The organism is Klebsiella sp. X1-16S-Nf21 (assembly GCF_002837615.1).
GTDB classification, from domain to species: Bacteria; Pseudomonadota; Gammaproteobacteria; order Enterobacterales; family Enterobacteriaceae; genus Klebsiella; species Klebsiella variicola.
Genome location: NZ_PJDK01000019.1, coordinates 46,410 through 67,645, shown reverse-complemented (window position 1 = coordinate 67,645; position 21,236 = coordinate 46,410). Strand labels below are relative to the sequence as shown.

General features: G+C 60.7%; 24 protein-coding genes and 1 riboswitch. Of the genes, 20 read left to right on the top strand and 4 right to left on the bottom strand.

Features of this window, described 5'->3' with window-relative positions; translation table 11 throughout:
* Nucleotides 1–5: 5 nt before the first annotated feature.
* The 4 genes from cbiB to pduF form a co-directional block, all read right to left on the bottom strand.
* Complete coding sequence (gene cbiB / locus CW267_RS11240) at nt 6–965, bottom strand: adenosylcobinamide-phosphate synthase CbiB (protein WP_008806296.1); 960 nt, start codon at nt 963–965, stop codon at nt 6–8.
* The gene (locus tag CW267_RS11235; protein ID WP_008806297.1) at nt 962–2,338 is read right to left on the bottom strand and encodes a cobyrinate a,c-diamide synthase; all 1,377 of its coding nucleotides are present in this window, start codon (nt 2,336–2,338) and stop codon (nt 962–964) included. The genes cbiB and CW267_RS11235 overlap by 4 nt, the downstream gene beginning before the upstream one ends.
* Before the next feature lie 92 nt (nt 2,339–2,430).
* Nucleotides 2,431–2,609, bottom strand: a riboswitch (cobalamin riboswitch).
* A 280-nt stretch (nt 2,610–2,889) separates the two neighbouring features.
* Nucleotides 2,890–3,801: a transcriptional regulator PocR gene (gene pocR, locus CW267_RS11230; protein WP_032736359.1), complete on the bottom strand. Its 912-nt coding sequence runs from the start codon at nt 3,799–3,801 to the stop codon at nt 2,890–2,892.
* Nucleotides 3,802–4,003: 202 nt separating this feature from the next.
* Nucleotides 4,004–4,813 (bottom strand): propanediol diffusion facilitator PduF, encoded by an 810-nt coding sequence (pduF, locus tag CW267_RS11225; protein ID WP_012540678.1) that lies wholly within the window; start codon nt 4,811–4,813, stop codon nt 4,004–4,006.
* Between the two features lie 524 nt (nt 4,814–5,337).
* On the opposite strand from pduF, the gene pduA reads away from it, so the two are divergent.
* From pduA to CW267_RS11125, 20 genes are read left to right on the top strand one after another with little or no spacing between them, the layout of a single operon-like run.
* Nucleotides 5,338–5,622: a propanediol utilization microcompartment protein PduA gene (gene pduA / locus CW267_RS11220; RefSeq protein WP_002915737.1), complete on the top strand. Its 285-nt coding sequence runs from the start codon at nt 5,338–5,340 to the stop codon at nt 5,620–5,622.
* Nucleotides 5,619–6,431 carry a propanediol utilization microcompartment protein PduB gene (gene pduB, locus CW267_RS11215; RefSeq protein ID WP_008806300.1) on the top strand — a complete coding sequence of 271 codons (813 nt, stop codon included), beginning with the start codon at nt 5,619–5,621 and terminating at the stop codon, nt 6,429–6,431. The genes pduA and pduB overlap by 4 nt, the downstream gene beginning before the upstream one ends.
* 18 nt (nt 6,432–6,449) lie before the next feature.
* On the top strand, nt 6,450–8,114 hold the full coding sequence (gene pduC, locus CW267_RS11210; protein ID WP_002915744.1) for a propanediol dehydratase large subunit PduC: 1,665 nt from the start codon (nt 6,450–6,452) through the stop codon (nt 8,112–8,114).
* Nucleotides 8,115–8,124: 10 nt separating this feature from the next.
* Nucleotides 8,125–8,805 carry a propanediol dehydratase medium subunit PduD gene (pduD, locus tag CW267_RS11205; protein ID WP_016161755.1) on the top strand — a complete coding sequence of 227 codons (681 nt, stop codon included), beginning with the start codon at nt 8,125–8,127 and terminating at the stop codon, nt 8,803–8,805.
* A gap of 14 nt (nt 8,806–8,819) precedes the next feature.
* Nucleotides 8,820–9,344, top strand: coding sequence for a propanediol dehydratase small subunit PduE (pduE, locus tag CW267_RS11200; protein ID WP_032731193.1), 525 nt, complete (start codon nt 8,820–8,822; stop codon nt 9,342–9,344).
* A 12-nt stretch (nt 9,345–9,356) separates the two neighbouring features.
* Nucleotides 9,357–11,189 carry a diol dehydratase reactivase subunit alpha gene (locus CW267_RS11195; RefSeq protein WP_016161756.1) on the top strand — a complete coding sequence of 611 codons (1,833 nt, stop codon included), beginning with the start codon at nt 9,357–9,359 and terminating at the stop codon, nt 11,187–11,189.
* Nucleotides 11,179–11,529: a glycerol dehydratase reactivase beta/small subunit family protein gene (locus tag CW267_RS11190; RefSeq protein WP_012540672.1), complete on the top strand. Its 351-nt coding sequence runs from the start codon at nt 11,179–11,181 to the stop codon at nt 11,527–11,529. The genes CW267_RS11195 and CW267_RS11190 overlap by 11 nt, the downstream gene beginning before the upstream one ends.
* Before the next feature lie 18 nt (nt 11,530–11,547).
* Nucleotides 11,548–11,823 (top strand): propanediol utilization microcompartment protein PduJ, encoded by a 276-nt coding sequence (gene pduJ, locus CW267_RS11185; RefSeq protein WP_002915806.1) that lies wholly within the window; start codon nt 11,548–11,550, stop codon nt 11,821–11,823.
* 21 nt (nt 11,824–11,844) lie between these two features.
* Nucleotides 11,845–12,312, top strand: a complete 468-nt coding sequence (locus tag CW267_RS11180; protein ID WP_012967299.1) for a BMC domain-containing protein — start codon at nt 11,845–11,847, stop codon at nt 12,310–12,312.
* Nucleotides 12,312–12,944 carry a phosphate propanoyltransferase gene (locus CW267_RS11175; protein WP_008806307.1) on the top strand — a complete coding sequence of 211 codons (633 nt, stop codon included), beginning with the start codon at nt 12,312–12,314 and terminating at the stop codon, nt 12,942–12,944. Before CW267_RS11180 ends, CW267_RS11175 begins: the two co-directional genes overlap by 1 nt.
* Nucleotides 12,941–13,432, top strand: a complete 492-nt coding sequence (gene pduM / locus CW267_RS11170; RefSeq protein ID WP_049139872.1) for a microcompartment protein PduM — start codon at nt 12,941–12,943, stop codon at nt 13,430–13,432. The genes CW267_RS11175 and pduM overlap by 4 nt, the downstream gene beginning before the upstream one ends.
* 3 nt (nt 13,433–13,435) lie before the next feature.
* Nucleotides 13,436–13,711, top strand: coding sequence for a EutN/CcmL family microcompartment protein (locus CW267_RS11165; protein ID WP_008806309.1), 276 nt, complete (start codon nt 13,436–13,438; stop codon nt 13,709–13,711).
* A 10-nt stretch (nt 13,712–13,721) separates the two neighbouring features.
* Nucleotides 13,722–14,738, top strand: a complete 1,017-nt coding sequence (gene pduO / locus CW267_RS11160) for a two-domain cob(I)yrinic acid a,c-diamide adenosyltransferase PduO (RefSeq protein WP_049139874.1) — start codon at nt 13,722–13,724, stop codon at nt 14,736–14,738.
* The gene (gene pduP / locus CW267_RS11155) at nt 14,735–16,120 is read left to right on the top strand and encodes a CoA-acylating propionaldehyde dehydrogenase PduP (RefSeq protein WP_032755433.1); all 1,386 of its coding nucleotides are present in this window, start codon (nt 14,735–14,737) and stop codon (nt 16,118–16,120) included. Before pduO ends, pduP begins: the two co-directional genes overlap by 4 nt.
* An 11-nt stretch (nt 16,121–16,131) precedes the next feature.
* Entirely contained in the window at nt 16,132–17,244 is a 1,113-nt protein-coding gene (gene pduQ / locus CW267_RS11150) for a 1-propanol dehydrogenase PduQ (RefSeq protein ID WP_032740964.1), read from the top strand.
* Nucleotides 17,241–18,593, top strand: coding sequence for a 4Fe-4S dicluster domain-containing protein (locus CW267_RS11145; protein ID WP_032740965.1), 1,353 nt, complete (start codon nt 17,241–17,243; stop codon nt 18,591–18,593). The genes pduQ and CW267_RS11145 overlap by 4 nt, the downstream gene beginning before the upstream one ends.
* 2 nt (nt 18,594–18,595) lie before the next feature.
* A complete protein-coding gene (pduT, locus tag CW267_RS11140) occupies nt 18,596–19,150 on the top strand; it encodes a propanediol utilization microcompartment protein PduT (RefSeq protein WP_023298168.1) in 555 nt (184 codons plus the stop codon).
* On the top strand, nt 19,150–19,500 hold the full coding sequence (gene pduU, locus CW267_RS11135; RefSeq protein WP_002915850.1) for a propanediol utilization microcompartment protein PduU: 351 nt from the start codon (nt 19,150–19,152) through the stop codon (nt 19,498–19,500). The genes pduT and pduU overlap by 1 nt, the downstream gene beginning before the upstream one ends.
* A gap of 4 nt (nt 19,501–19,504) precedes the next feature.
* Nucleotides 19,505–19,945: a propanediol utilization protein PduV gene (gene pduV, locus CW267_RS11130; protein WP_008806315.1), complete on the top strand. Its 441-nt coding sequence runs from the start codon at nt 19,505–19,507 to the stop codon at nt 19,943–19,945.
* Nucleotides 19,942–21,156 carry an acetate/propionate family kinase gene (locus CW267_RS11125; RefSeq protein ID WP_038421749.1) on the top strand — a complete coding sequence of 405 codons (1,215 nt, stop codon included), beginning with the start codon at nt 19,942–19,944 and terminating at the stop codon, nt 21,154–21,156. Before pduV ends, CW267_RS11125 begins: the two co-directional genes overlap by 4 nt.
* Nucleotides 21,157–21,236 lie beyond the last annotated feature (80 nt).

Genomic DNA, 21,236 nt, shown 5'->3' with positions numbered 1-21,236 from the left:
TCTCCTCAGGCCGCGCCGACCAGCCAGTAGCGCACGCCGATAAATAGCGCCAGCGCCAGGCTTGACGCCACCCACATTAATCGAATGGTTCGGGAAATATCGTCCACCGCGATGTCGCGGACGGCGTCGCCTATCCAGGGCTTTTCAACGCGCTGGCCGAAGTAATCGTTCGGGCCGCCAAGGCGGATCCCCAGCGCGCCGGCGACGGTCGCTTCCGGCCAGGCGCAGTTAGGACTGCTGTGCTGATAACGATCGCGCCAGCCCGTACGCAGCGCCCGGGCGCCATCTTCCCGGCATAGCACTGCGGCAAGGCTGAGCAGCAGCCAGCTCAGCCGGGCGGGAAGGAAGTTGGCTACATCATCAAGACGGGCGCTGACCATGCCGATCGCCCGGTATTTTTCGTGTTTATAGCCGACCATGGAATCGAGGGTGTTGACCGCTTTATAGGCCATGGCCAGCGGCGCGCCGCCCAGCAGCAGGAAAAAGAGCGGCGCGATAATGCCATCCACCGTGTTTTCCGCCACGGTCTCCACCACCGCACGGTTGATCTGCGCTGGCTGGAGCTGAGAGGTATCGCGCCCGACAATCCAGGAGAGCTTATGCCGGCTTTCGGCGAGATCCCCGGCCTGCAGCGGCCGGGCCACCGCCATCGCCGACTGTGCCAGACAGCGTCCCGCCAGCACGGTGAAGATCATCCACACCTCCACCAGCCATCCCAGCCAGGGATGGAGCCCGTGCGCCAGCGCCAGTGCGCCCCAGGCCACGCCCCATGTCAGGCCGGTCACCACCAGCCACATTACCCCGCCGCCGATGCGCAGCGCCCGGTCGCTATGGCAGACGCGCCGCACCACACGCTGGCTGACGGTGATCAGGCGACCTATCCAGCGCACCGGATGCGGCCAGTGCGGCGGATCGCCAATGAGCACATCAAGTATCCAGGCCACACACCAGGCGAGAAGAGTCATTGCGCCCTCCTTGCCGCTCGCAGCCAGTGGTTGAGCATGGTGGGGCGCTGGGCAAAGTGGACATGGAGATAGCTGGCAAAGGCGCTGCCGGACTGCCATCCTCCCGGCCACTGCTGGAGCGTCTTACCGTCTCGCTGTTTACGGCAGGCCAGTACGGCAGGGGTGGCGGGCGAAAAATCGGAGTAATGAAATTCATGGCCGCGCAGCCACTCGCCAGGAGCGGCCAGCAGCGTCTGCTGCTGCGCCTGCGCTTCGCAGTAGCCGAACCGGGTCAGACGCGTCCCCATTCGGCTGTGTCCAGGAATAATATCCGCCATGGCGTAGCGCTCGCCGCCGGTGACTTCCAGGGTCGTGCCCAGATACATCAGGCCGCCGCACTCGGCGTAGATCGCCACCCCGCGCCGGTGCGCCGCGCGAAGCTGCGCCAGCATCTCATGGTTGGCGGACAGCCCGGCCGCATGCAGCTCCGGGTAGCCGCCGCCGAGCCAGATCATCTGGCAGGCCGGCAGCTGGCGATCGCGCAGCGGGCTAAAGCGCACCATCTTCACGCCGCAGCGCGCCAGCAGCGCCAGGTTATCGGGGTAATAAAAATTGAAGGCCTCATCGTCGGCGAGGGCCAGCGTCAGTCCTTCGCCGGCGTCGGCGGCAAGCTGTTCCCCCCACTCGCCGGCCGGCATGGCGGCCAGTTCGCTGAGGGCCAGTAGCCGGTCTATGTCGAGGGTGCGCCCCAGCAGGCTGGCAAAATCCCGCCATGCCTGCTGATTGACCACCGACTCGCGGGCGGTCACCAGCCCCAGATGCCGTTCGGGCAGCGCCACGCCTTCCACGCGCGGCACATAGCCGAGCACTGGCACCTGACAGTAGCGCTCAATGGCGCTTTTCAGCAGCTGGAAGTGCGCCTCGCTGTTAACCCGATTGACGATAACGCCAGCGATGTTGAGGGCCGGATCAAAGTGTTGAAAGCCCATCACCGTGGCGGCGATGGAAGTCGACACCGCTTTGCCATCCACCAGCAAAATCACCGGGCAGCCAAGCTGTTTAGCCATCGCCGCGCTGCTGCAGTAGTTGGGGTCGATGCCGTAGCCGTCATACAGGCCCATCACCCCTTCGATAACCGCGATGTCGGCCTGCTGCAGTTGTTCGGCAAACAGCGCGTTGAGTATCGGGGCGGGAAGCATAAAGCTGTCGAGATTGCGGGAGGCGACGCCGCTGATGGCGGTGTGCCAGGCGGTGTCCAGGTAGTCTGGCCCCACTTTACAGGGTTGCACCCGCAAACCGCGCTGTTGGAGCAAGCTGAGCAGGCCAAGCGTAACGGTGGTTTTGCCACAACCGCTGCCGGTACCCGCAAGAATAAACGCACGCCTGGTTGCCATACCCTGTCCTGTTCAGGTGGTCGGGGTATAGCTGCGCGCATGCCTGGTCCTGCGACCACGCACCGCTAAGCCACCCACTTCCCACCGAAGTTGTTGGTCAGTTACCGGCAGGCAGGTCTTCTGGCTTAGCCTCGTTCTCGCCCGCCCTTCCCAATCTTTCGATCAGTGGTTTTTGCGGGGTCGTCAGCATCACAGCAGCGGGGGCTGCGGGGGATTTACACCCCCTTCCCTGACACCAAACTGGTGTCGAACCTGTCGGTTGTATTCGCCGATGCGCCATGCATCCGCGGTTAATGTTTCACGCTTACTTTTACCGCCTCATCGCCTGCAAAATGACGTCAGCAAGGTGAAGCGGTGTTGTGATATTCATCAGTCTCGTATTAACGGACACTCTATCCCATCACAAAAATAAAAACTGGTGTAGTTTATCCCTCGAATATCACTATTTTGTTGCGCTATGACAATTTATTGCTCTACTGTCGTTTTTTTCATTTTATAATGATGAAGATACTCCGGGATATCAAAAATCGGCAATAGCAAAATATTGTCATTTAAAAAGACTCAGTTTGTGATCCGGCATTAATTTGCTGACGAAATGCCTGCGGCGTTACCTGATAGGTCTGGCGAAACACTTTGCAAAAATAGCTGGTTTGCGAAAAACCTAAATTCCGCGCGATGCTGGCAATGCTCCAGTCGCTGTGGCATAGCAGCTCTTTTGCGCTCGCCATCCGCTGCTGATTGACCCAGGCGTTAAAGCCGATCCCCTGATACTTTTTAAACAGTTTGCTGAAGTAGTACGGGCTGAGATAGACGTGCGCCGCCACGTCCTCCAGACGCAGCTCATCGGAGAGATGCGCGTCGATATAGCGCAGCGCCTTCTTCATTTTGCCATCGTGCGGCGAGGCCGCCCGGCTGGCCTGCGCCGGGTCGTTCTGCGGCGGGTTATCTTTGATCACCACAAAGTTGAGCTGTTTTTTCAGGCAATTCTCGACGATCAGCTTCAGCAGATCCGCCGAAGCGATAACCCGCGAATAGTCCATTTCAGGCACATCGCGAAACGCCTGGACCAGCGCCGGATCGTCCTGCCAGCGGTCATCCACGTTCAGAATATCAACCAGTTCAATATCATTGCTCAGACGCACCTGGCCGCACAGCACGAAGCCAACGAGGTGGCCGGCGATCACCAGCGGGATGGAAAAATCGGTTAACCCCGCGTGACAGCGGTAGATACACAGCTGGTCATTTTTCGAGGCTTCCAGCCCGCCGCAGCGGTCGCTCATGCGACAGCGTCCGCTGTGCTCCGGGTGCTGACGCATGAGTTGGCAAAACGGCGTGAAATTAAACAGTTCAGAAATCTCATCACCGTGAATATTGACGACCACAACCGCCAGACTGGTGGCTTGCGCAAAATCCTGTGCGATTTTATTGATGAGTTCTGAGTTCAGGGTACTCGCAGAAATCATGATAAAACCCCTCAGTTAATTTTTTGTTATAAATAAAACATATTATTCATATTTCCCTTTTTTAGCATCAGATCCCGTCGACGATAAAAAAGTGCATTGACAATAACAAAAGTCTCCCACCCCGGGGAGACTTTTTGAGCGGTTCGTGATATCGGTTCATGAAATAGTTTTGCTATTTCAGTAATACATTTTTCACTGGATGCTAACGCGTATTTTTCTCCTCAACGCAGGTATGACAGGGAAGATTATTAGCGATGAGAAAACGATAAATTGCGGCGCCGAGGCAGGCGCCCAGCAATGGCGCGATGATGGGCACGATAAAATAGGGAATATCCCTTCCGCCAGTCATCGCGATGTCGCCCCACCCGGCGAGCCAGGCAAATAATTTCGGGCCAAAATCGCGCGCCGGGTTCATCGCAAAACCGGTAAGCGGCCCGGTCGAGGCGCCGATCACCGCTACCAGAATGCCAATCAACAGCGGCGCCAGCGGGCCCTTGGGTACGCCATTGCCATCATCGGTGAGCGCCATGATCATCCCCATCAACATCGAGGTGATCACCACCTCCACCAGCGCCGCATGCCAGATGCTGAGCTCAGGCGCCGGGTAGGTACTGAAGATACTGGCCAGCTGCAGGCTTTCCAGGCTGCCACGCACCATATGATGTACCGTTTCAAATTGCGTAAACAGGGTGCTGTAAAGTATCCAGGCCAACACGGCGCCGCCAAACGCGCCGGCGACCTGGGCCACGATATAGGGCACCACTTTTCTGCCCGGGAAGCAGGCAAACAGCCACAGGGCGACGGTGACGGCGGGGTTCAGATGCCCCCCCGAAATGCCGGCCGTCAGGTACACCGCCAGAGAAATACCCAGTCCCCAGATAATACAGATCTCCCACAGCCCCAGGCTGGCGCCAGCCAGCTTCAGAGCACTCAGGCAGCAGATACCAAAAAACAGAAATAGCCCGGTGCCTAAAAACTCGGCGATACATTGCGCGCGTAAAGAACCATTCATTGTGACACCTCTTGACGAAGTTCGTGTCCAGGCCAGCCAACCATCCGCTGGCGCCTTGGGTACGGCGAGGCCCACTATAGAAACCGGCGGCAGCAAAGTGTTGGCATCCTGCGGAAAACGGGCGGCGTAAAGTCGCTGAAGAAGAGCAATTTATTGCTATTTGCTCGCGAATTCATGCAGCAATGGCGGGCGTTCAGGGGATATTTTTATTTCCAACTCAATAATAAAAAATTGCAAAAGCGCAGTGCTTATTTTCCAACAAATATCACACCATGCAAAATCTCGCATAGCAAAAATAATTTAAAAAATCACGCCTGAAAATGTAAATACGGAACAGCATCCGCAAGATAATCACATTAATAACAAAAATAAAAACCAATAAAAACAACAATATAAAACAAATAATGGCTATTTATTATTATATAAAAACCACTATTTTTTCGCTCTACACTATCAACTCAGCCATTCTTTTTCGCCGCCCCGCCATATAGTTCCCTCACTGGAACATACCCTGCGAGGTCTTTATGCAACAAGAAGCATTAGGAATGGTAGAAACCAAAGGCTTAACCGCAGCCATAGAGGCCGCTGACGCAATGGTTAAGTCGGCCAATGTTTTATTAGTGGGCTACGAAAGGATCGGTTCAGGCCTGGTGACCGTCATCGTGCGCGGCGACGTGGGAGCCGTAAAAGCCGCCACCGACGCCGGTGCCGCCGCAGCCCGCCACGTGGGCGAGGTGAAAGCCGTACACGTCATTCCCCGCCCCCATACCGATGTTGAAAAAATCTTACCGAAGGGGAATAGCCAATGAGCAGCAATGAGCTGGTTGAACAGATCATGGCGCAAGTCATAGCCCGTGTGGCGACGCCAGAGCAGCAGGCGCTTCCCGATACCCCCCATCCCACAGGAGAGACGGCTATGGCAGAGAAAAGCTGCAGCTTAACGGAATTTGTCGGGACCGCCATTGGCGACACCCTCGGGCTGGTCATCGCCAACGTGGATGCCGCATTGCTGGAAGCCATGAAGCTTGAAAAACGCTATCGCTCTATCGGCATCCTCGGTGCGCGCACCGGCGCCGGGCCGCACATTATGGCCGCCGATGAAGCGGTCAAAGCCACCAACACCGAAGTGGTCAGCATTGAGCTTCCTCGCGACACCAAAGGCGGCGCAGGCCATGGCTCACTGATTGTGCTGGGCGGGAACGATGTTTCCGACGTCAAACGCGGGATTGAGGTCGCGCTCAAAGAGCTGGACCGTACTTTCGGCGATGTCTACGGCAACGAGGCGGGTCATATCGAGCTGCAGTATACCGCGCGCGCCAGCTACGCCCTGGAAAAAGCCTTCGGCGCTCCGCTGGGCCGCGCCTGCGGGATTATCGTCGGCGCGCCGGCGTCCGTTGGCGTGCTGATGGCCGATACCGCGCTGAAATCAGCCAACGTCGAAGTGGTGGCTTACAGCTCACCGGCCCACGGCACCAGCTTCAGCAACGAAGCCATCCTGGTGATTTCCGGCGACTCAGGGGCGGTGCGCCAGGCGGTGATCTCCGCCCGGGAGATCGGCAAAACCGTACTGGGGACGCTGGGCGCCGAACCGAAAAACGATCGCCCCTCCTACATTTAATATCCGCGAGGCTGATTCATGAGATCGAAAAGATTTGAAGCACTGGCGAAACGCCCTGTGAATCAGGATGGTTTCGTTAAGGAGTGGATTGAAGAGGGCTTTATCGCGATGGAAAGCCCTAACGATCCCAAACCCTCTATCCGCATCGTCAACGGCGCGGTGACCGAACTCGACGGCAAACCGGTTGAGCAGTTCGACCTGATTGACCACTTTATCGCGCGCTACGGTATCAATCTGGCGCGTGCCGAAGAAGTGATGGCCATGGATTCGGTCAAGCTCGCCAATATGCTCTGCGACCCGAACGTTAAACGCAGCGACATCGTGCCGCTCACCACCGCGATGACCCCGGCGAAAATCGTCGAAGTGGTGTCGCATATGAACGTGGTCGAGATGATGATGGCGATGCAAAAAATGCGCGCCCGCCGCACGCCGTCCCAGCAGGCGCATGTCACTAATATCAAAGATAATCCGGTACAGATTGCCGCCGACGCCGCTGAAGGCGCATGGCGCGGCTTTGACGAGCAGGAGACCACCGTCGCCGTGGCGCGCTACGCGCCGTTCAACGCCATCGCCCTGCTGGTCGGTTCACAGGTGGGCCGCCCCGGCGTCCTCACCCAGTGTTCGCTGGAAGAAGCCACCGAGCTGAAACTGGGCATGCTGGGCCATACCTGCTATGCCGAAACCATTTCGGTCTACGGTACGGAACCGGTGTTTACCGATGGCGATGACACCCCATGGTCGAAAGGCTTCCTCGCCTCCTCCTACGCCTCGCGCGGCCTGAAAATGCGCTTTACCTCCGGCTCCGGCTCTGAAGTGCAGATGGGTTATGCCGAAGGCAAATCGATGCTGTATCTCGAAGCGCGCTGCATCTACATCACCAAAGCCGCCGGGGTGCAAGGCCTGCAGAATGGCTCCGTCAGCTGTATCGGCGTGCCGTCCGCCGTACCGTCGGGTATCCGCGCCGTACTGGCGGAAAACCTGATTTGCTCAGCGCTGGATCTGGAGTGCGCCTCAAGTAACGATCAAACCTTTACCCACTCGGATATGCGGCGTACCGCGCGCCTGCTGATGCAGTTCCTGCCAGGCACCGACTTTATCTCCTCCGGTTACTCGGCGGTGCCGAACTACGACAACATGTTCGCCGGTTCCAACGAAGATGCCGAAGACTTCGACGACTACAACGTGATCCAGCGCGATCTGAAGGTCGATGGCGGCCTGCGGCCGGTGCGTGAAGAGGACGTGATCGCCATTCGTAATAAAGCCGCCCGCGCGCTGCAAGCGGTATTTGCCGGCATGGGTTTGCCGCCAATTACGGATGAAGAGGTGGAGGCCGCCACTTACGCCCACGGTTCAAAAGATATGCCTGAGCGCAACATCGTTGAGGACATCAAGTTTGCCCAGGAGATCATCAACAAGAACCGCAACGGCCTGGAGGTGGTGAAAGCCCTGGCGAAAGGCGGCTTCCCCGATGTCGCCCAGGACATGCTCAATATTCAGAAAGCCAAGCTCACCGGCGACTACCTGCACACCTCCGCCATCATCGTCGGCGAAGGCCAGGTGCTCTCGGCCGTGAATGACGTGAACGATTATGCCGGTCCGGCAACAGGCTACCGCCTGCAAGGCGAGCGCTGGGAAGAGATTAAAAATATTCCGGGCGCGCTCGATCCCAATGAACTTGGCTAAGGGGTGAAAAATGGAAATTAACGAAACGCTGCTGCGCCAGATTATCGAAGAGGTGCTGTCGGAGATGAAATCAGGCGCAGATAAGCCGGTCTCCTTTAGCGCGCCTGCCGCTTCCGTCGCGTCGGCCGCTGTTGCGCCTGTGTCCAGCGACAGCTTCCTGACGGAAATCGGCGAAGCCAAACCCGGCACGCAGCAGGATGAAGTCATCATTGCCGTCGGGCCCGCCTTTGGCCTGGCGCAAACCGCCAATATCGTCGGCATTCCGCATAAAAATATCCTGCGCGAAGTGATCGCCGGCATTGAGGAAGAAGGCATCAAAGCCCGGGTGATCCGCTGCTTTAAATCTTCTGACGTCGCCTTCGTGGCGGTGGAAGGCAACCGCCTGAGCGGCTCCGGCATCTCGATCGGTATTCAGTCGAAAGGCACCACCGTCATCCACCAGCGGGGCCTGCCGCCGCTTTCCAATCTGGAACTCTTCCCGCAGGCGCCGCTGCTGACCCTGGAAACCTACCGCCAGATTGGCAAAAACGCCGCGCGCTACGCCAAACGCGAGTCGCCACAGCCAGTGCCGACGCTCAACGATCAGATGGCTCGTCCCAAATACCAGGCGAAGTCGGCCATTTTGCACATTAAAGAGACCAAATACGTAGTGACCGGCAAAAACCCGCAGGAACTGCGCATGGCGCTTTAACAAAGGATATCCCGATGAATACCGACGCAATTGAATCCATGGTACGCGACGTGCTGAGCCGGATGAACAGCCTACAGGACGGGGCAACGCCCGCGCCAGCCGCATCGACAAACGACACCGCTCGCCAGCCTAAAGTCAGCGACTACCCGTTAGCCACCCGCCATCCGGAGTGGGTCAAAACCGCTACCAATAAAACGCTCGATGACCTGACGCTGGAGAACGTATTAAGCGATCGCGTTACGGCGCAGGACATGCGCATTACCCCGGAAACGCTGCGGATGCAGGCGGCGATCGCCCAGGATGCCGGACGCGATCGGCTGGCGATGAACTTTGAGCGGGCCGCCGAGCTCACCGCGGTTCCCGACGACCGGATCCTTGAGATCTACAACGCCCTGCGCCCATACCGTTCCACCCAGGCGGAACTACTGGCGATCGCTGACGACCTGGAGCATCGCTACCAGGCCCGGATCTGTGCCGCCTTTGTTCGGGAAGCGGCCGGGCTGTACGTCGAGCGTAAGAAACTGAAAGGCGACGATTAACAGGGGGCAAGCATGCGCTATATCGCTGGCATTGATATTGGCAACTCATCGACAGAGGTCGCCCTGGCGACGGTCGATGACGCAGGTGTGCTGAACATCCGCCACAGCGCGCTGGCTGAAACCACCGGTATTAAAGGCACATTACGTAATGTGTTCGGTATTCAGGAGGCGCTAACACAGGCGGCAAAAGCGGCAGGCATTCAGGTCAGCGATATCTCGCTTATTCGCATTAACGAAGCCACGCCGGTCATTGGCGATGTGGCGATGGAGACCATCACGGAAACCATCATCACCGAGTCCACCATGATCGGCCACAACCCGAAGACACCCGGCGGCGTCGGACTGGGGGTCGGCATCACCATCACACCGGAGGCGCTGCTGTCCTGCGCTGCGGACGCCCCCTATATTCTGGTGGTCTCCTCAGCCTTTGACTTTGCCGATGTCGCTGCGATGGTCAATGCGGCGACGGCAGCGGGCTATCAGATTTCCGGCATTATTTTGCAGCAGGATGACGGCGTGCTGGTCAATAACCGGCTACAGCAACCGCTGCCGGTGATCGATGAAGTTCAGCATATCGACCGTATTCCACTTGGCATGCTGGCGGCGGTCGAGGTCGCTTTACCCGGCAAGATTATCGAAACGCTCTCCAACCCCTATGGTATTGCCACCGTTTTCAATCTCAACGCCGAAGAGACCAAAAATATCGTGCCAATGGCGCGGGCGCTGATTGGCAATCGTTCGGCCGTAGTGGTGAAAACCCCCTCCGGCGACGTCAAGGCACGGACTATTCCGGCGGGGAATCTGCTGCTCATCGCTCAGGGGCGCAGCGTACAGGTTGATGTGGCCGCCGGGGCGGAAGCCATCATGAAGGCGGTTGACGGCTGCGGCAAACTGGACAACGTCGCGGGAGAAGCGGGCACCAATATCGGCGGCATGCTTGAGCATGTGCGCCAGACCATGGCTGAGCTTACCAATAAGCCAGCTCAGGAGATCCGCATTCAGGATCTGCTGGCCGTTGATACGGCGGTGCCGGTCAGCGTGACCGGTGGCCTGGCGGGGGAGTTCTCGCTGGAGCAGGCGGTGGGTATCGCCTCGATGGTCAAGTCGGATCGCCTGCAGATGGCCCTGATCGCCCGTGAAATTGAGCACAAACTGCAGATTGCGGTTCAGGTGGGTGGCGCTGAGGCGGAAGCGGCCATTCTCGGGGCGCTCACCACTCCCGGCACCACGCGCCCGCTGGCGATCCTCGATCTGGGCGCCGGGTCGACCGACGCCTCCATTATCAATGCGCAAGGAGAGATCAGCGCCACTCACCTGGCCGGCGCCGGCGATATGGTCACGATGATCATCGCCCGCGAGCTGGGGCTTGAGGACCGCTACCTGGCGGAAGAGATCAAAAAATACCCGCTGGCGAAAGTCGAAAGCCTGTTTCATCTGCGTCATGAAGACGGCAGCGTCCAGTTTTTTCCGTCGGCCTTACCACCGGCGGTATTTGCCCGCGTCTGCGTGGTGAAACCGGATGAACTGGTTCCCCTGCCCGGCGATCTGCCGCTGGAGAAAGTGCGCGCCATTCGCCGTAGCGCCAAATCACGCGTCTTTGTCACCAACGCCCTGCGGGCGTTACGCCAGGTGAGCCCTACCGGCAACATTCGCGACATCCCGTTCGTAGTGCTGGTGGGCGGCTCGTCCCTCGATTTCGAGATCCCCCAGCTGGTCACCGACGCGCTGGCGCACTACCGGCTGGTTGCCGGGCGCGGCAACATCCGCGGCAGTGAAGGCCCGCGCAATGCGGTCGCCAGCGGATTACTCCTTGCCTGGCAAAAAGGAGGTACGCATGGAGAGTAGCCTCGTCACCCCCGCCATCGTCATTGCGGTCACTGACGAATGCAGCGAACAGTGGCGCGATGTCCTGCTGGGCATTGAAGAGGAAGGCATTCCTTTCGTTCTGCAACCGCGGACCGGCGGCGATCTTGTCCATCACGCCTGGCAGGCGGCGCAGCGTTCGCCGCTGCTGGTGGGCATCGCCTGCGACCGGGAACAGCTCATCGTGCACTACAAAAATTTACCCGCATCAACTCCGCTGTTTTCGCTGAGGTATCACCAGGACAGGCTGGCCCGGCGAAACACTGGCAACAATGCGGCTCGTCTCGTCAAAGGGATCCCATTTCGGGATCGCAATGCTTAATCCACAGGAGAACACAATATGAATAACGCACTAGGACTGGTTGAAACGAAAGGCCTGGTTGGCGCCATTGAAGCCGCTGATGCAATGGTGAAATCCGCCAACGTGCAGTTGATTGGTTACGAAAAAATTGGCTCCGGGCTGATTACCGTGATGGTCCGCGGAGACGTCGGTGCAGTGAAAGCCGCCGTTGACGCCGGGAGCGCGGCGGCCAGCGTGGTCGGCGAGGTCAAGTCCAGCCATGTGATCCCACGCCCGCACAGCGATGTCGAGGCCATTCTGCCGAAATCCGTCTGACCTTGAAACAAGGAGCACTGCGTGAAGCAATCACTGGGATTACTTGAGGTCAGCGGCCTGGCCCTGGCCATCACCTGCGCCGACGCCATGGCGAAAGCGGCCGCCATCACGCTGCTCGCCCTGGAAAAGACCAACGGCTCCGGCTGGATGGTGGTGAAGATCGCCGGTGATGTGGCCTCTGTCCAGGCGGCGGTGATGACCGGGGCCGAACTCGCCGACCGGCAGCAGGGGCTGGTGGCGCAGAAGGTTATCGCCAGGCCCGGCGCAGGCCTGCTGCCAGCCCGCGTCGAAGCGCCTTCACCAGCACCTGACGCTGCTCTGGAAGAGGAGAACGCCACCGTAATGGATGAGCGCAGAGATCCCGCAGACACCCTCCCCCGCCCTGCGGAGCAGGTGACCTGCAACCTGTGCCTGGACCCGCACTGTCCACGGCAAAAAGGCGAACCTCGCTCGCAGTGCCTGCACGCCGGTAAACGAGGTGACGCGTAATGGATAAACAACAGCTGGCTTCAACAGTCAACAAAGTGCTGGATGAGATGCGCCAGCGTCCCATCCCTATCGGTATCTCCAGTCGCCATATCCATTTAGCGGCGGCTGACTACGCCAGGCTCTTTCCCGCTCAGCCTATCCAGCCGAAAAAAGCGCTGCTGCAGCCCGGACAGTATGCTGCAGAGCAGACGGTGACCCTGGTTGGCCCCAAAGGACGATTAAACAACGTGCGCCTGCTCGGCCCTTTGCGCCAGACCAGCCAGGTGGAAATCTCACGCACCGACGCCCGGACCCTCGGTATCGCCGCGCCGCTGCGCATGTCCGGCAATCTGCAGGACACGCCGGGGATCCGCCTGATAAGCCCCTTTGCCGAACTGGAGCTGAGCAGCGGGACGATCGTCGCCCAACGACATATTCATATGTCCCCGCTCGATGCCCTGATCCTGCGCGTCGCCCATGGCGATAGCGTCGCGGTGGCGATCGAAGGCAGCGACAGGCGGCTTATCTTCGACAATGTAGCGGTCCGCGTAGCCCCGGATATGCGTCTTGAGATGCACATCGATACTGACGAAGCCAATGCGGCAGGCGCTGACGCTGCGCAGGCCTGGGCTACGCTGGTGACGAAGCCATGAACCACGCGATGCTGCAGCGTATCGTCGAAGAGGTCGCCGCCCGCCTGCGTCGTCGCGCCCGGAGTACGGCCACGCTCAGCGTGGCCCAGCTCGGCGAAGCGGATATCCACAGCCTGCTGTGCCAGCACGCTTCGCTGCGCATCGTGCAGGTGGATTTACCGCTGCTGGAGCAGCTTACCGGCCAGCGCGCACTGACGGCCGCCGGTTGCGCGTTGCATGAGGCGATGGCCTGGGGCGTTCGGGTACAGCTAACGCTGCTTCCCGCCCTGCTCCCCGCGCTGGCGGTAAAAAAACTCGCCCGTTTGCCGCTGACGTTCAGCGACCCGCCTGGCCAGCCCGTCAGACTTCACGCCGCGTCGGTGCTCACCTACGCCGATGTAGCCCGCCTCCACGGAGGTTATCTGGTGCTGCGCCGCCGCCCCATTATCACCGCCCTCGCCCGCGAAGCGGCCGTCGCGCGGCATGTTCAATTGATTACGCAGGAGTGAACTATGCATCTGGCACGCGTGACCGGCGCCGTCGTCTCGACGCAAAAATCGCCCTCTCTGAACGGCAAAAAACTGCTGCTGGTACGCCGGGTAAGCACAGACGACGAACATCCATTTCCGCCCGCGAGCGGCGATGAAGTGGCGGTAGATTCGGTTGGCGCTGGCGTCGGCGAGCTGGTGCTGCTCTGCAGCGGCTCGAGCGCACGCCACGTCTTTAGCGGCCCGAATGAGGCTATCGATCTTGCCGTTGTGGGCATTGTTGACTCACTTTCACGCTAAGGGGGCGCCTGTGGCTATTTATACCCGAACCGGCGATGCCGGCAGTACATCACTCTTTACCGGCCAGCGGGTCAGCAAGACGCATCCGCGCGTCGAAGCCTACGGCACCCTGGATGAACTGAACGCGGTGCTGAGCCTGTGCGTCTGCGCCGTCGCTGAAGAAGAACATCGCGTCCTGCTCGAAGCCCTGCAGCAACATATTTTCTGGTTCAGCGCGGAGCTCGCCAGCGACAGCGAACAGCCATCACCGGGTAAGCGCTATATCAGCAGCGAAGAGATTGCCCTGCTGGAGCAGACCATCGATCGCGAGATGGCCCGCGTGCCGGCGCTGCACCAGTTTGTGTTGCCCGGACGGTGCGAAGCCGCCAGTCGTCTGCACCTGGCCCGCACCGTTTCCCGTCGGGCGGAGCGCCGGCTGGTCGAGCTGGCGGCAGAGGTCACTATCCGTCAGATACTGCTGCGTTATCTGAACCGCTTATCTGACTGCCTGTATGCCCTGGCGCGCAGCGAGGATCAGGCCGATCACCAGCGCCGCCTCGTGGCGGAGATTGCCGCCCGCTACCTGGCCGCCAGCGGGTCGCCTGCGTCCGACGCGCCCAAAGCCCAGGCCGGGTCGCTCTCCTTTCACGAGCTGCATCAGCTTACCCGTCAGGCTATCGAACACGCCCGCCAGCTGCAGGTGCCGGTGGTGGTGAGCATCGTTGACGCACACGGTACCGAAACCGTGACCTGGCGAATGCCCGATGCGCTGCTGGTCAGCAGCGAGCTGGCGCCGAAAAAAGCCTGGACCGCCGTCGCCATGAAAACCGCCACCCACGAGCTCGCGACGACCGTACAGCCAGGCGCTGCGCTGTACGGTCTGGAGAGCCATCTGCAGGGCAAAGTCGTCACCTTTGGCGGCGGATATCCGCTGTGGCGCGATGGCCAGCTAATAGCCGGCCTCGGGATTAGCGGCGGCAGCATCGAGCAGGATATGGCTATTGCACAGGCTGCTATGGCGGCCATTAACGTGAGAACACATCAATGAATACAGCAGAACTGGAAACCCTTATCCGCACCATTCTCAGCGAAAAGCTCGCGCCCGCCCCCGTTTCTCAGGAACAGCAGGGCATTTTCCGCGACGTCGGCAGCGCCATCGACGCCGCCCATCAGGCTTTTCTCCGCTATCAGCAGTGTCCGCTAAAAACCCGCAGCGCCATTATCAGCGCGCTGCGGGAGACGCTGGCCCCCGAGCTGGCGACGCTGGCGGAGGAGAGCGCCACGGAAACCGGCATGGGCAACAAAGAAGATAAATATCTGAAAAATAAAGCTGCCCTTGAGAACACACCGGGCATTGAGGATCTCACTACCAGCGCCCTCACCGGCGATGGCGGGATGGTGCTGTTTGAGTACTCACCGTTCGGGGTTATTGGCGCCGTGGCGCCCAGCACCAACCCAACGGAAACCATTATCAACAACAGTATCAGCATGCTGGCGGCGGGTAACAGCGTCTATTTCAGCCCCCATCCCGGCGCGAAAAAGGTCTCGTTAACGCTTATCGCCAGGATCGAAGAGATCGCCTACCGCTGCAGCGGGATCCGTAACCTGGTGGTGACCGTTGCCGAGCCGACCTTTGAAGCCACCCAGCAAATGATGGCCCACCCGCTGATTGCCGTTCTGGCTATCACCGGCGGCCCTGGCATTGTGGCGATGGGCATGAAAAGCGGTAAAAAAGTGATCGGCGCTGGCGCCGGCAATCCGCCGTGCATCGTTGATGAAACGGCCGATCTCGTCAAAGCCGCCGAAGATATCATCAGCGGCGCCGCCTTCGATTACAACCTGCCCTGTATCGCCGAAAAAAGCCTGATCGTCGTCGCCTCCGTCGCTGACCGCCTGATCCAGCAGATGCAGGATTTTGACGCGCTGCTGTTGAGCCCGCAGGAGACCGATACCCTGCGCGCCGTCTGCCTGCCCGACGGCGCGGCGAATAAAAAACTGGTTGGTAAGAGCCCGGCTGAGCTGCTGGCGGCCGCCGGTCTCGCCGTCCCTTCCCGCCCCCCTCGCCTGCTGATAGCCGAGGTGCAGGCGAACGACCCCTGGGTGACCTGCGAGCAACTGATGCCGGTGCTGCCGATCGTCCGGGTCGCCGATTTTGATAGCGCCCTGGCCCTGGCCCTGCGCGTTGAGGAGGGTCTGCACCACACCGCCATTATGCACTCGCAGAATGTCTCGCGGCTCAATCTGGCGGCACGCACGCTGCAGACCTCCATTTTTGTCAAAAATGGTCCGTCTTACGCGGGTATCGGCGTCGGCGGCGAAGGGTTTACCACCTTCACCATCGCCACGCCAACCGGAGAAGGCACCACCTCCGCGCGGACGTTCGCCCGCCTGCGGCGCTGCGTGTTGACCAACGGTTTTTCCATTCGCTAACCGGGGGCGCCATGCACACCTTTTCTCTGCAAACGCGCCTCTACAGCGGCCCGGGCAGCCTGGCCGCGCTGCAGCGCTTTAGCCATCAGCACATCTGGATCGTCTGCGACGGCTTCCTGGCGCGCTCGCCGCTGTTCGAGCGGCTGCGCGCCGCGCTGCCCGCCAGCAACCGCGTCAGCGTGTTCAGCGATATTACACCGGATCCGACCATTCACACCGTGGCGAAAGGGATAGCGCAGATGCAGGCCCTGCGTCCGCAAGTGGTGATCGGCTTCGGCGGCGGCTCGGCGATGGACGCCGCCAAGGCGATCGTCTGGTTCAGCCAGCAGGGCGGGCTGCCTGTCGACACCTGCGTGGCGATCCCCACCACCAGCGGTACCGGGTCGGAAGTGACCAGCGCCTGCGTCATCAGCGACCCGGAAAAAGGGATCAAGTACCCGCTGTTCCATGAGGCGCTCTGTCCCGACATGGCGATCCTCGACCCAACGCTGGTGATCAGCGTACCGCCCACCATCACAGCCCATACCGGACTGGACGTCCTGACCCACGCCCTTGAGGCATGGGTATCGCCGCAGGCCACCGATTTTACCGATGCGCTGGCGGAAAAGGCCGCCAGGCTGGTGTTTCGCGCCCTACCCGTTGCGGTTCGCCAGGGCGACTGCGTTGCGACCCGCAGCAAAATGCACAATGCTTCAACCCTCGCCGGTATGGCCTTTAGCCAGGCTGGCCTTGGGCTCAATCATGCTATCGCCCATCAGCTTGGCGGCCAGTTTCACCTTCCCCATGGCCTGGCCAACGCGCTGCTGCTGACCGCGGTGATCCGCTTTAACGCCGGCGAGCCGCGAGCGGCGAAGCGCTATGCGCGCCTGGCCAGGGCCTGCCGGTTCTGCCCGCCGGAAGCTGGCGAACAGGAGGCTCTCCAGGCGCTGCTTGCCGCGGTGGAAACACTGAAACAGCAGTGCGCCATTCCCACCCTCAAGGGCGCCTTGCAGGAAAAATATCCCCTTTTCTTATCGCGAATTCCCGCCATGGTGCCGGCCGCGCTGGCCGACGCCACCCTGCGCACCAACCCGCGTCCGGCCGATGGCGCGGCCATCGCGCAACTGCTGGAGAGCCTGCAATGAGTGAAGCGATAGTGCCACTACCAGACATGGACGCGGCGGAGATCCGCGAGCGCATCCGGGCCGCCGGCGTGGTGGGCGCCGGTGGGGCGGGCTTTCCGACCCACATCAAACTGCAGGCCAGGGTGGATACCGTGCTGGTGAACGCCGCTGAATGCGAACCGATGCTGAAGGTTGATCAACAGCTGATGGCGCAGCAGGCTGACCGGCTGATTCGCGGCCTGGGTTACGCAATGACCGCCACCGGCGCCCGGGAAGGGATCATTGCCCTGAAAGCGAAATATACTCCGGCGATTGCGGCGTTAACCCCGCGACTACCGGAATGGGCCCGGCTGCATATTCTGCCTGATGTCTATCCGGCCGGGGATGAGGTGCTCACTATCTGGCTGGCGACGGGTCGTCGCGTGCCGCCTGCCGCGCTGCCGGTCAGCGTCGGCGTAGTGGTCAATAACGTGCAGACGGTGCTCAATATCGCCAGAGCCGTGGAGCAGGGCTATCCGGTGACCCGCCGGACGTTGACCGTCAATGGCGCTGTCGCCCGTCCGCTGACGCTGACTGTCCCGCTGGGCATGTCGCTGCGCGAGGTGCTGGCCCTGGCCGGCGGCGCGACGGTTGCCGAACCGGGGTTTATCAACGGCGGTCCGATGATGGGCGCACTCATCACCTCCCTCGAGACACCGGTCACCAAAACCACCGGCGGCCTGCTGGTGCTTCCGGGCAACCATCCGTTGATCCAGCGGCGGCGGCAGGATGAGCACACCCTGCTCGCCATCGCCCGCACCGTCTGTGAGCAGTGCCGCTTATGCACGGATTTATGCCCCCGGCACCTGATCGGCCATGAGCTTTCTCCCCACCTGCTGGTGCGGGCGGTGAACTATCGCCAGGCGGCCACCCCGTCGCTGCTGCTCAGCGCCCTGACCTGCTCGGAGTGCAACGTTTGCGAGAGCGTCGCCTGCCCGGTGGGGATTTCCCCTATGCGCATCAACCGTCTGCTGAAACGTGAGCTGAGAGCGAAAAATCTGCGCTACGAAGGACCGCTGCGTCCGGCGGACGAGATGGCGAAGCACCGCCTGGTGCCGGTCAAACGGCTCATCAGCAAACTGGGGCTTGATCCCTGGTATCAGGAGGCGCCGCTGACGGCGGTGGAGCCGGAGGTGGGCTGCGTCACCCTGCCGCTGCGCCAGCATATCGGCATCAGCGCCGTCCCCTGCGTCGCGCCGGGAGAGCGAGTCACGCGCGGCCAGCTGCTGGCAGACATCCCTGCCGACGCCCTCGGTGCGCCGGTACACGCCAGTATTGACGGCCAGGTCTCCGCCATCACGGAGCAGGCCATTACGCTTGTAAGAGGTTAATCATGACCCAGGCTATCGGAATTTTAGAACTGACCAGTATCGCCAGGGGAATGGAGCTGGGCGACGTCATGCTGAAAAGCGCGAACGTACAGCTCCTGCTCTGCAGAACCCTTTGTCCCGGGAAATTCCTGCTGATGCTCGGCGGCGACGTCGGCGCCGTGCAACAGGCAATCGCCGCCGGCACGGCGCGCGCCGGGGAGATGCTGGTGGACAGCCTGGTGCTGGCCAACATTCACCCCAGCGTACTGCCGGCGATCAGCGGACTCAACGTGGTCGAGCAGCGGCAGGCGGCGGGGATCGTCGAAACCTGGAGCGTGGCAGCGTGCATCAGCGCCGCCGACCGCGCGGTGAAAGCGGCCAACGTCACCCTGGTGCGCATCCATATGGCGTTTGGTATCGGCGGCAAGTGTTACATGGTGGTGGCGGGTGATATCGCCGATGTCGACAACGCCGTCACGGTGGCCAGCGACAGTGCAGGCGAGAAAGGATTACTGGTTTACCGGGCAGTGATCCCGCGACCGCACGACGCGCTGTGGCAACAGCTGATGGAGGGATAATGGAACCGCAAACCCCTACCGAACGCATGATCCAGGAGTATGTCCCGGGTAAACAGGTCACTCTGGCGCATCTCATCGCCAATCCGGGCAAAGATCTGTTCAAAAAGCTGGGTCTGCCGGACGCGGTCTCCGCCATCGGCATTCTCACCATTACCCCCAGTGAGGCGTCAATCATCGCCTGCGACATCGCCACCAAGTCTGGCGCGGTGGAGATCGGCTTTCTCGATCGCTTCACCGGCGCGGTGGTGTTGACCGGCGATGTCTCCGCGGTGGAGTACGCGCTCAGGCAGGTCACACGCACCCTTGGTGAGCTGATGCGCTTCACCGCCTGTCCAATTACCCGGACCTGAGCCCATGAAACGCCTGATGCTTATCGGACCCAGCCAGTGCGGCAAAACCTCGCTGACCCAGGTATTGCGTGGCGAAACCCTGCGTTATCAAAAAACGCAGGCCATCGTCTGGACGCCGGCCGCCATCGACACCCCGGGGGAATATCTGGAAAACCGCTGCCTGTACAGCGCACTGCTCACCAGCGCCTGCGAGGCCGATGTCATCGCGCTGGTACTGAATGCCGATGCGCCCTGGTCACCCTTTTCTCCGGGGCTTACCGCTCCGATGAACCGCCCGGTCATCGGGGTGATCACCAAAGCCGATTTAGCCGCCCCGCCCCGTCTGCAACAGGTCCGGGCATGGCTCGAGGCAGCAGGCGCCGAACATATCTTTATCACCAGCGCGTTAACCGGCGACGGGCTTGATGACCTGCTCGCCTGCCTGAACGCAGAGGAATATCAATGACCTATAAAATCATGGCGATCAACGCCGGCAGCTCCTCCCTGAAGTTTCAGCTGCTTAACATGCCGCAGGGAGCGCTGCTCTGCCAGGGGCTGATCGAACGTATTGGCTTGCCCGAGGCCCGCTTCATGCTGAAAACGTCGGCACAGAAATGGCAGGAGACGCTGCCCATCGCCGATCACCATGAGGCAGTGACCCTGCTGCTGGAGGCGCTGACCGGCCGCGGGATCCTGAGCAGCCTGCAGGAGATAGACGGCGTTGGCCACCGCGTCGCCCACGGCGGCGAACGCTTCAAAGACGCCGCGCTGGTCTGCGACGACACCCTGCGGGAGATCGAACGCCTGGCGGAGCTGGCGCCGCTGCATAACCCGGTCAATGCGCTGGGCATTCGCCTCTTTCGCCAGCGGCTGCCGGCGGTACCGGCGGTAGCGGTCTTTGATACCGCCTTTCACCAGACCCTGAAGCCGGAGGCCTGGCTCTATCCCCTGCCCTGGCGCTATTACGCCGAGCTGGGCATTCGCCGCTACGGTTTTCACGGCACCAGCCATCACTATGTCAGCAGCGCGCTGGCGGAAAAGCTGGGCGTACCGCTGAGCGCCCTGCGGGTAGTGAGCTGCCACCTGGGCAATGGCTGTAGCGTCTGCGCCATCAAAGGCGGGCAGTCGGTGAATACCTCAATGGGCTTTACTCCCCAGTCCGGGGTGATGATGGGCACCCGCAGCGGCGATATCGATCCGTCGATTCTTCCCTGGCTGGTGGAGAAAGAGGGGAAATCCGCCCTGCAGCTCAGCCAGCTGCTGAATAATGAATCCGGGCTGCTGGGCGTCTCCGGCGTGTCTTCTGATTACCGCGACGTCGAACAGGCAGCCGACGCCGGCAACGAAAGGGCGGCTCTGGCGCTGTCGCTGTTTGCCGAACGCATTCGCGCAACTATCGGCAGCTATATCATGCAGATGGGAGGTCTGGACGCGCTGATCTTTACCGGCGGCATAGGCGAGCATTCCGCCCGGGCGCGGGCGACAATCTGCCGCAATTTGCACTTTCTCGGCCTCGCGCTGGACGACGAGAAAAACCAGCGGAGCGCGACCTTTATTCAGGCGGATAATGCGCTGGTCAAAGTGGCGGTGATCAACACCAATGAAGAGCTGATGATTGCCCGCGACGTCATGCGTCTTGCCTTGCCGCAGGCGCGCGAGCTGGCGGTGTCGGCATAAACGACGCGCCTCCTCTTGCGGAGAATCATGGTAACCGGCGGGTCGCCATGCCACTATGCGCCCTGGCGAAGGTAAGCGGA

Coding starts and splice junctions, on each gene's coding strand:
- cbiB (WP_008806296.1), bottom strand. CDS start 965: ATGACTCTTCTCGCCTGGTGTGTGGCCTGGATACTTGATGTGCTCATT.
- CW267_RS11235 (WP_008806297.1), bottom strand. CDS start 2,338: ATGGCAACCAGGCGTGCGTTTATTCTTGCGGGTACCGGCAGCGGTTGT.
- pocR (WP_032736359.1), bottom strand. CDS start 3,801: ATGATTTCTGCGAGTACCCTGAACTCAGAACTCATCAATAAAATCGCA.
- pduF (WP_012540678.1), bottom strand. CDS start 4,813: ATGAATGGTTCTTTACGCGCGCAATGTATCGCCGAGTTTTTAGGCACC.
- pduA (WP_002915737.1), top strand. CDS start 5,338: ATGCAACAAGAAGCATTAGGAATGGTAGAAACCAAAGGCTTAACCGCA.
- pduB (WP_008806300.1), top strand. CDS start 5,619: ATGAGCAGCAATGAGCTGGTTGAACAGATCATGGCGCAAGTCATAGCC.
- pduC (WP_002915744.1), top strand. CDS start 6,450: ATGAGATCGAAAAGATTTGAAGCACTGGCGAAACGCCCTGTGAATCAG.
- pduD (WP_016161755.1), top strand. CDS start 8,125: ATGGAAATTAACGAAACGCTGCTGCGCCAGATTATCGAAGAGGTGCTG.
- pduE (WP_032731193.1), top strand. CDS start 8,820: ATGAATACCGACGCAATTGAATCCATGGTACGCGACGTGCTGAGCCGG.
- CW267_RS11195 (WP_016161756.1), top strand. CDS start 9,357: ATGCGCTATATCGCTGGCATTGATATTGGCAACTCATCGACAGAGGTC.
- CW267_RS11190 (WP_012540672.1), top strand. CDS start 11,179: ATGGAGAGTAGCCTCGTCACCCCCGCCATCGTCATTGCGGTCACTGAC.
- pduJ (WP_002915806.1), top strand. CDS start 11,548: ATGAATAACGCACTAGGACTGGTTGAAACGAAAGGCCTGGTTGGCGCC.
- CW267_RS11175 (WP_008806307.1), top strand. CDS start 12,312: ATGGATAAACAACAGCTGGCTTCAACAGTCAACAAAGTGCTGGATGAG.
- pduM (WP_049139872.1), top strand. CDS start 12,941: ATGAACCACGCGATGCTGCAGCGTATCGTCGAAGAGGTCGCCGCCCGC.
- CW267_RS11165 (WP_008806309.1), top strand. CDS start 13,436: ATGCATCTGGCACGCGTGACCGGCGCCGTCGTCTCGACGCAAAAATCG.
- pduP (WP_032755433.1), top strand. CDS start 14,735: ATGAATACAGCAGAACTGGAAACCCTTATCCGCACCATTCTCAGCGAA.
- pduQ (WP_032740964.1), top strand. CDS start 16,132: ATGCACACCTTTTCTCTGCAAACGCGCCTCTACAGCGGCCCGGGCAGC.
- CW267_RS11145 (WP_032740965.1), top strand. CDS start 17,241: ATGAGTGAAGCGATAGTGCCACTACCAGACATGGACGCGGCGGAGATC.
- pduT (WP_023298168.1), top strand. CDS start 18,596: ATGACCCAGGCTATCGGAATTTTAGAACTGACCAGTATCGCCAGGGGA.
- pduU (WP_002915850.1), top strand. CDS start 19,150: ATGGAACCGCAAACCCCTACCGAACGCATGATCCAGGAGTATGTCCCG.
- pduV (WP_008806315.1), top strand. CDS start 19,505: ATGAAACGCCTGATGCTTATCGGACCCAGCCAGTGCGGCAAAACCTCG.
- CW267_RS11125 (WP_038421749.1), top strand. CDS start 19,942: ATGACCTATAAAATCATGGCGATCAACGCCGGCAGCTCCTCCCTGAAG.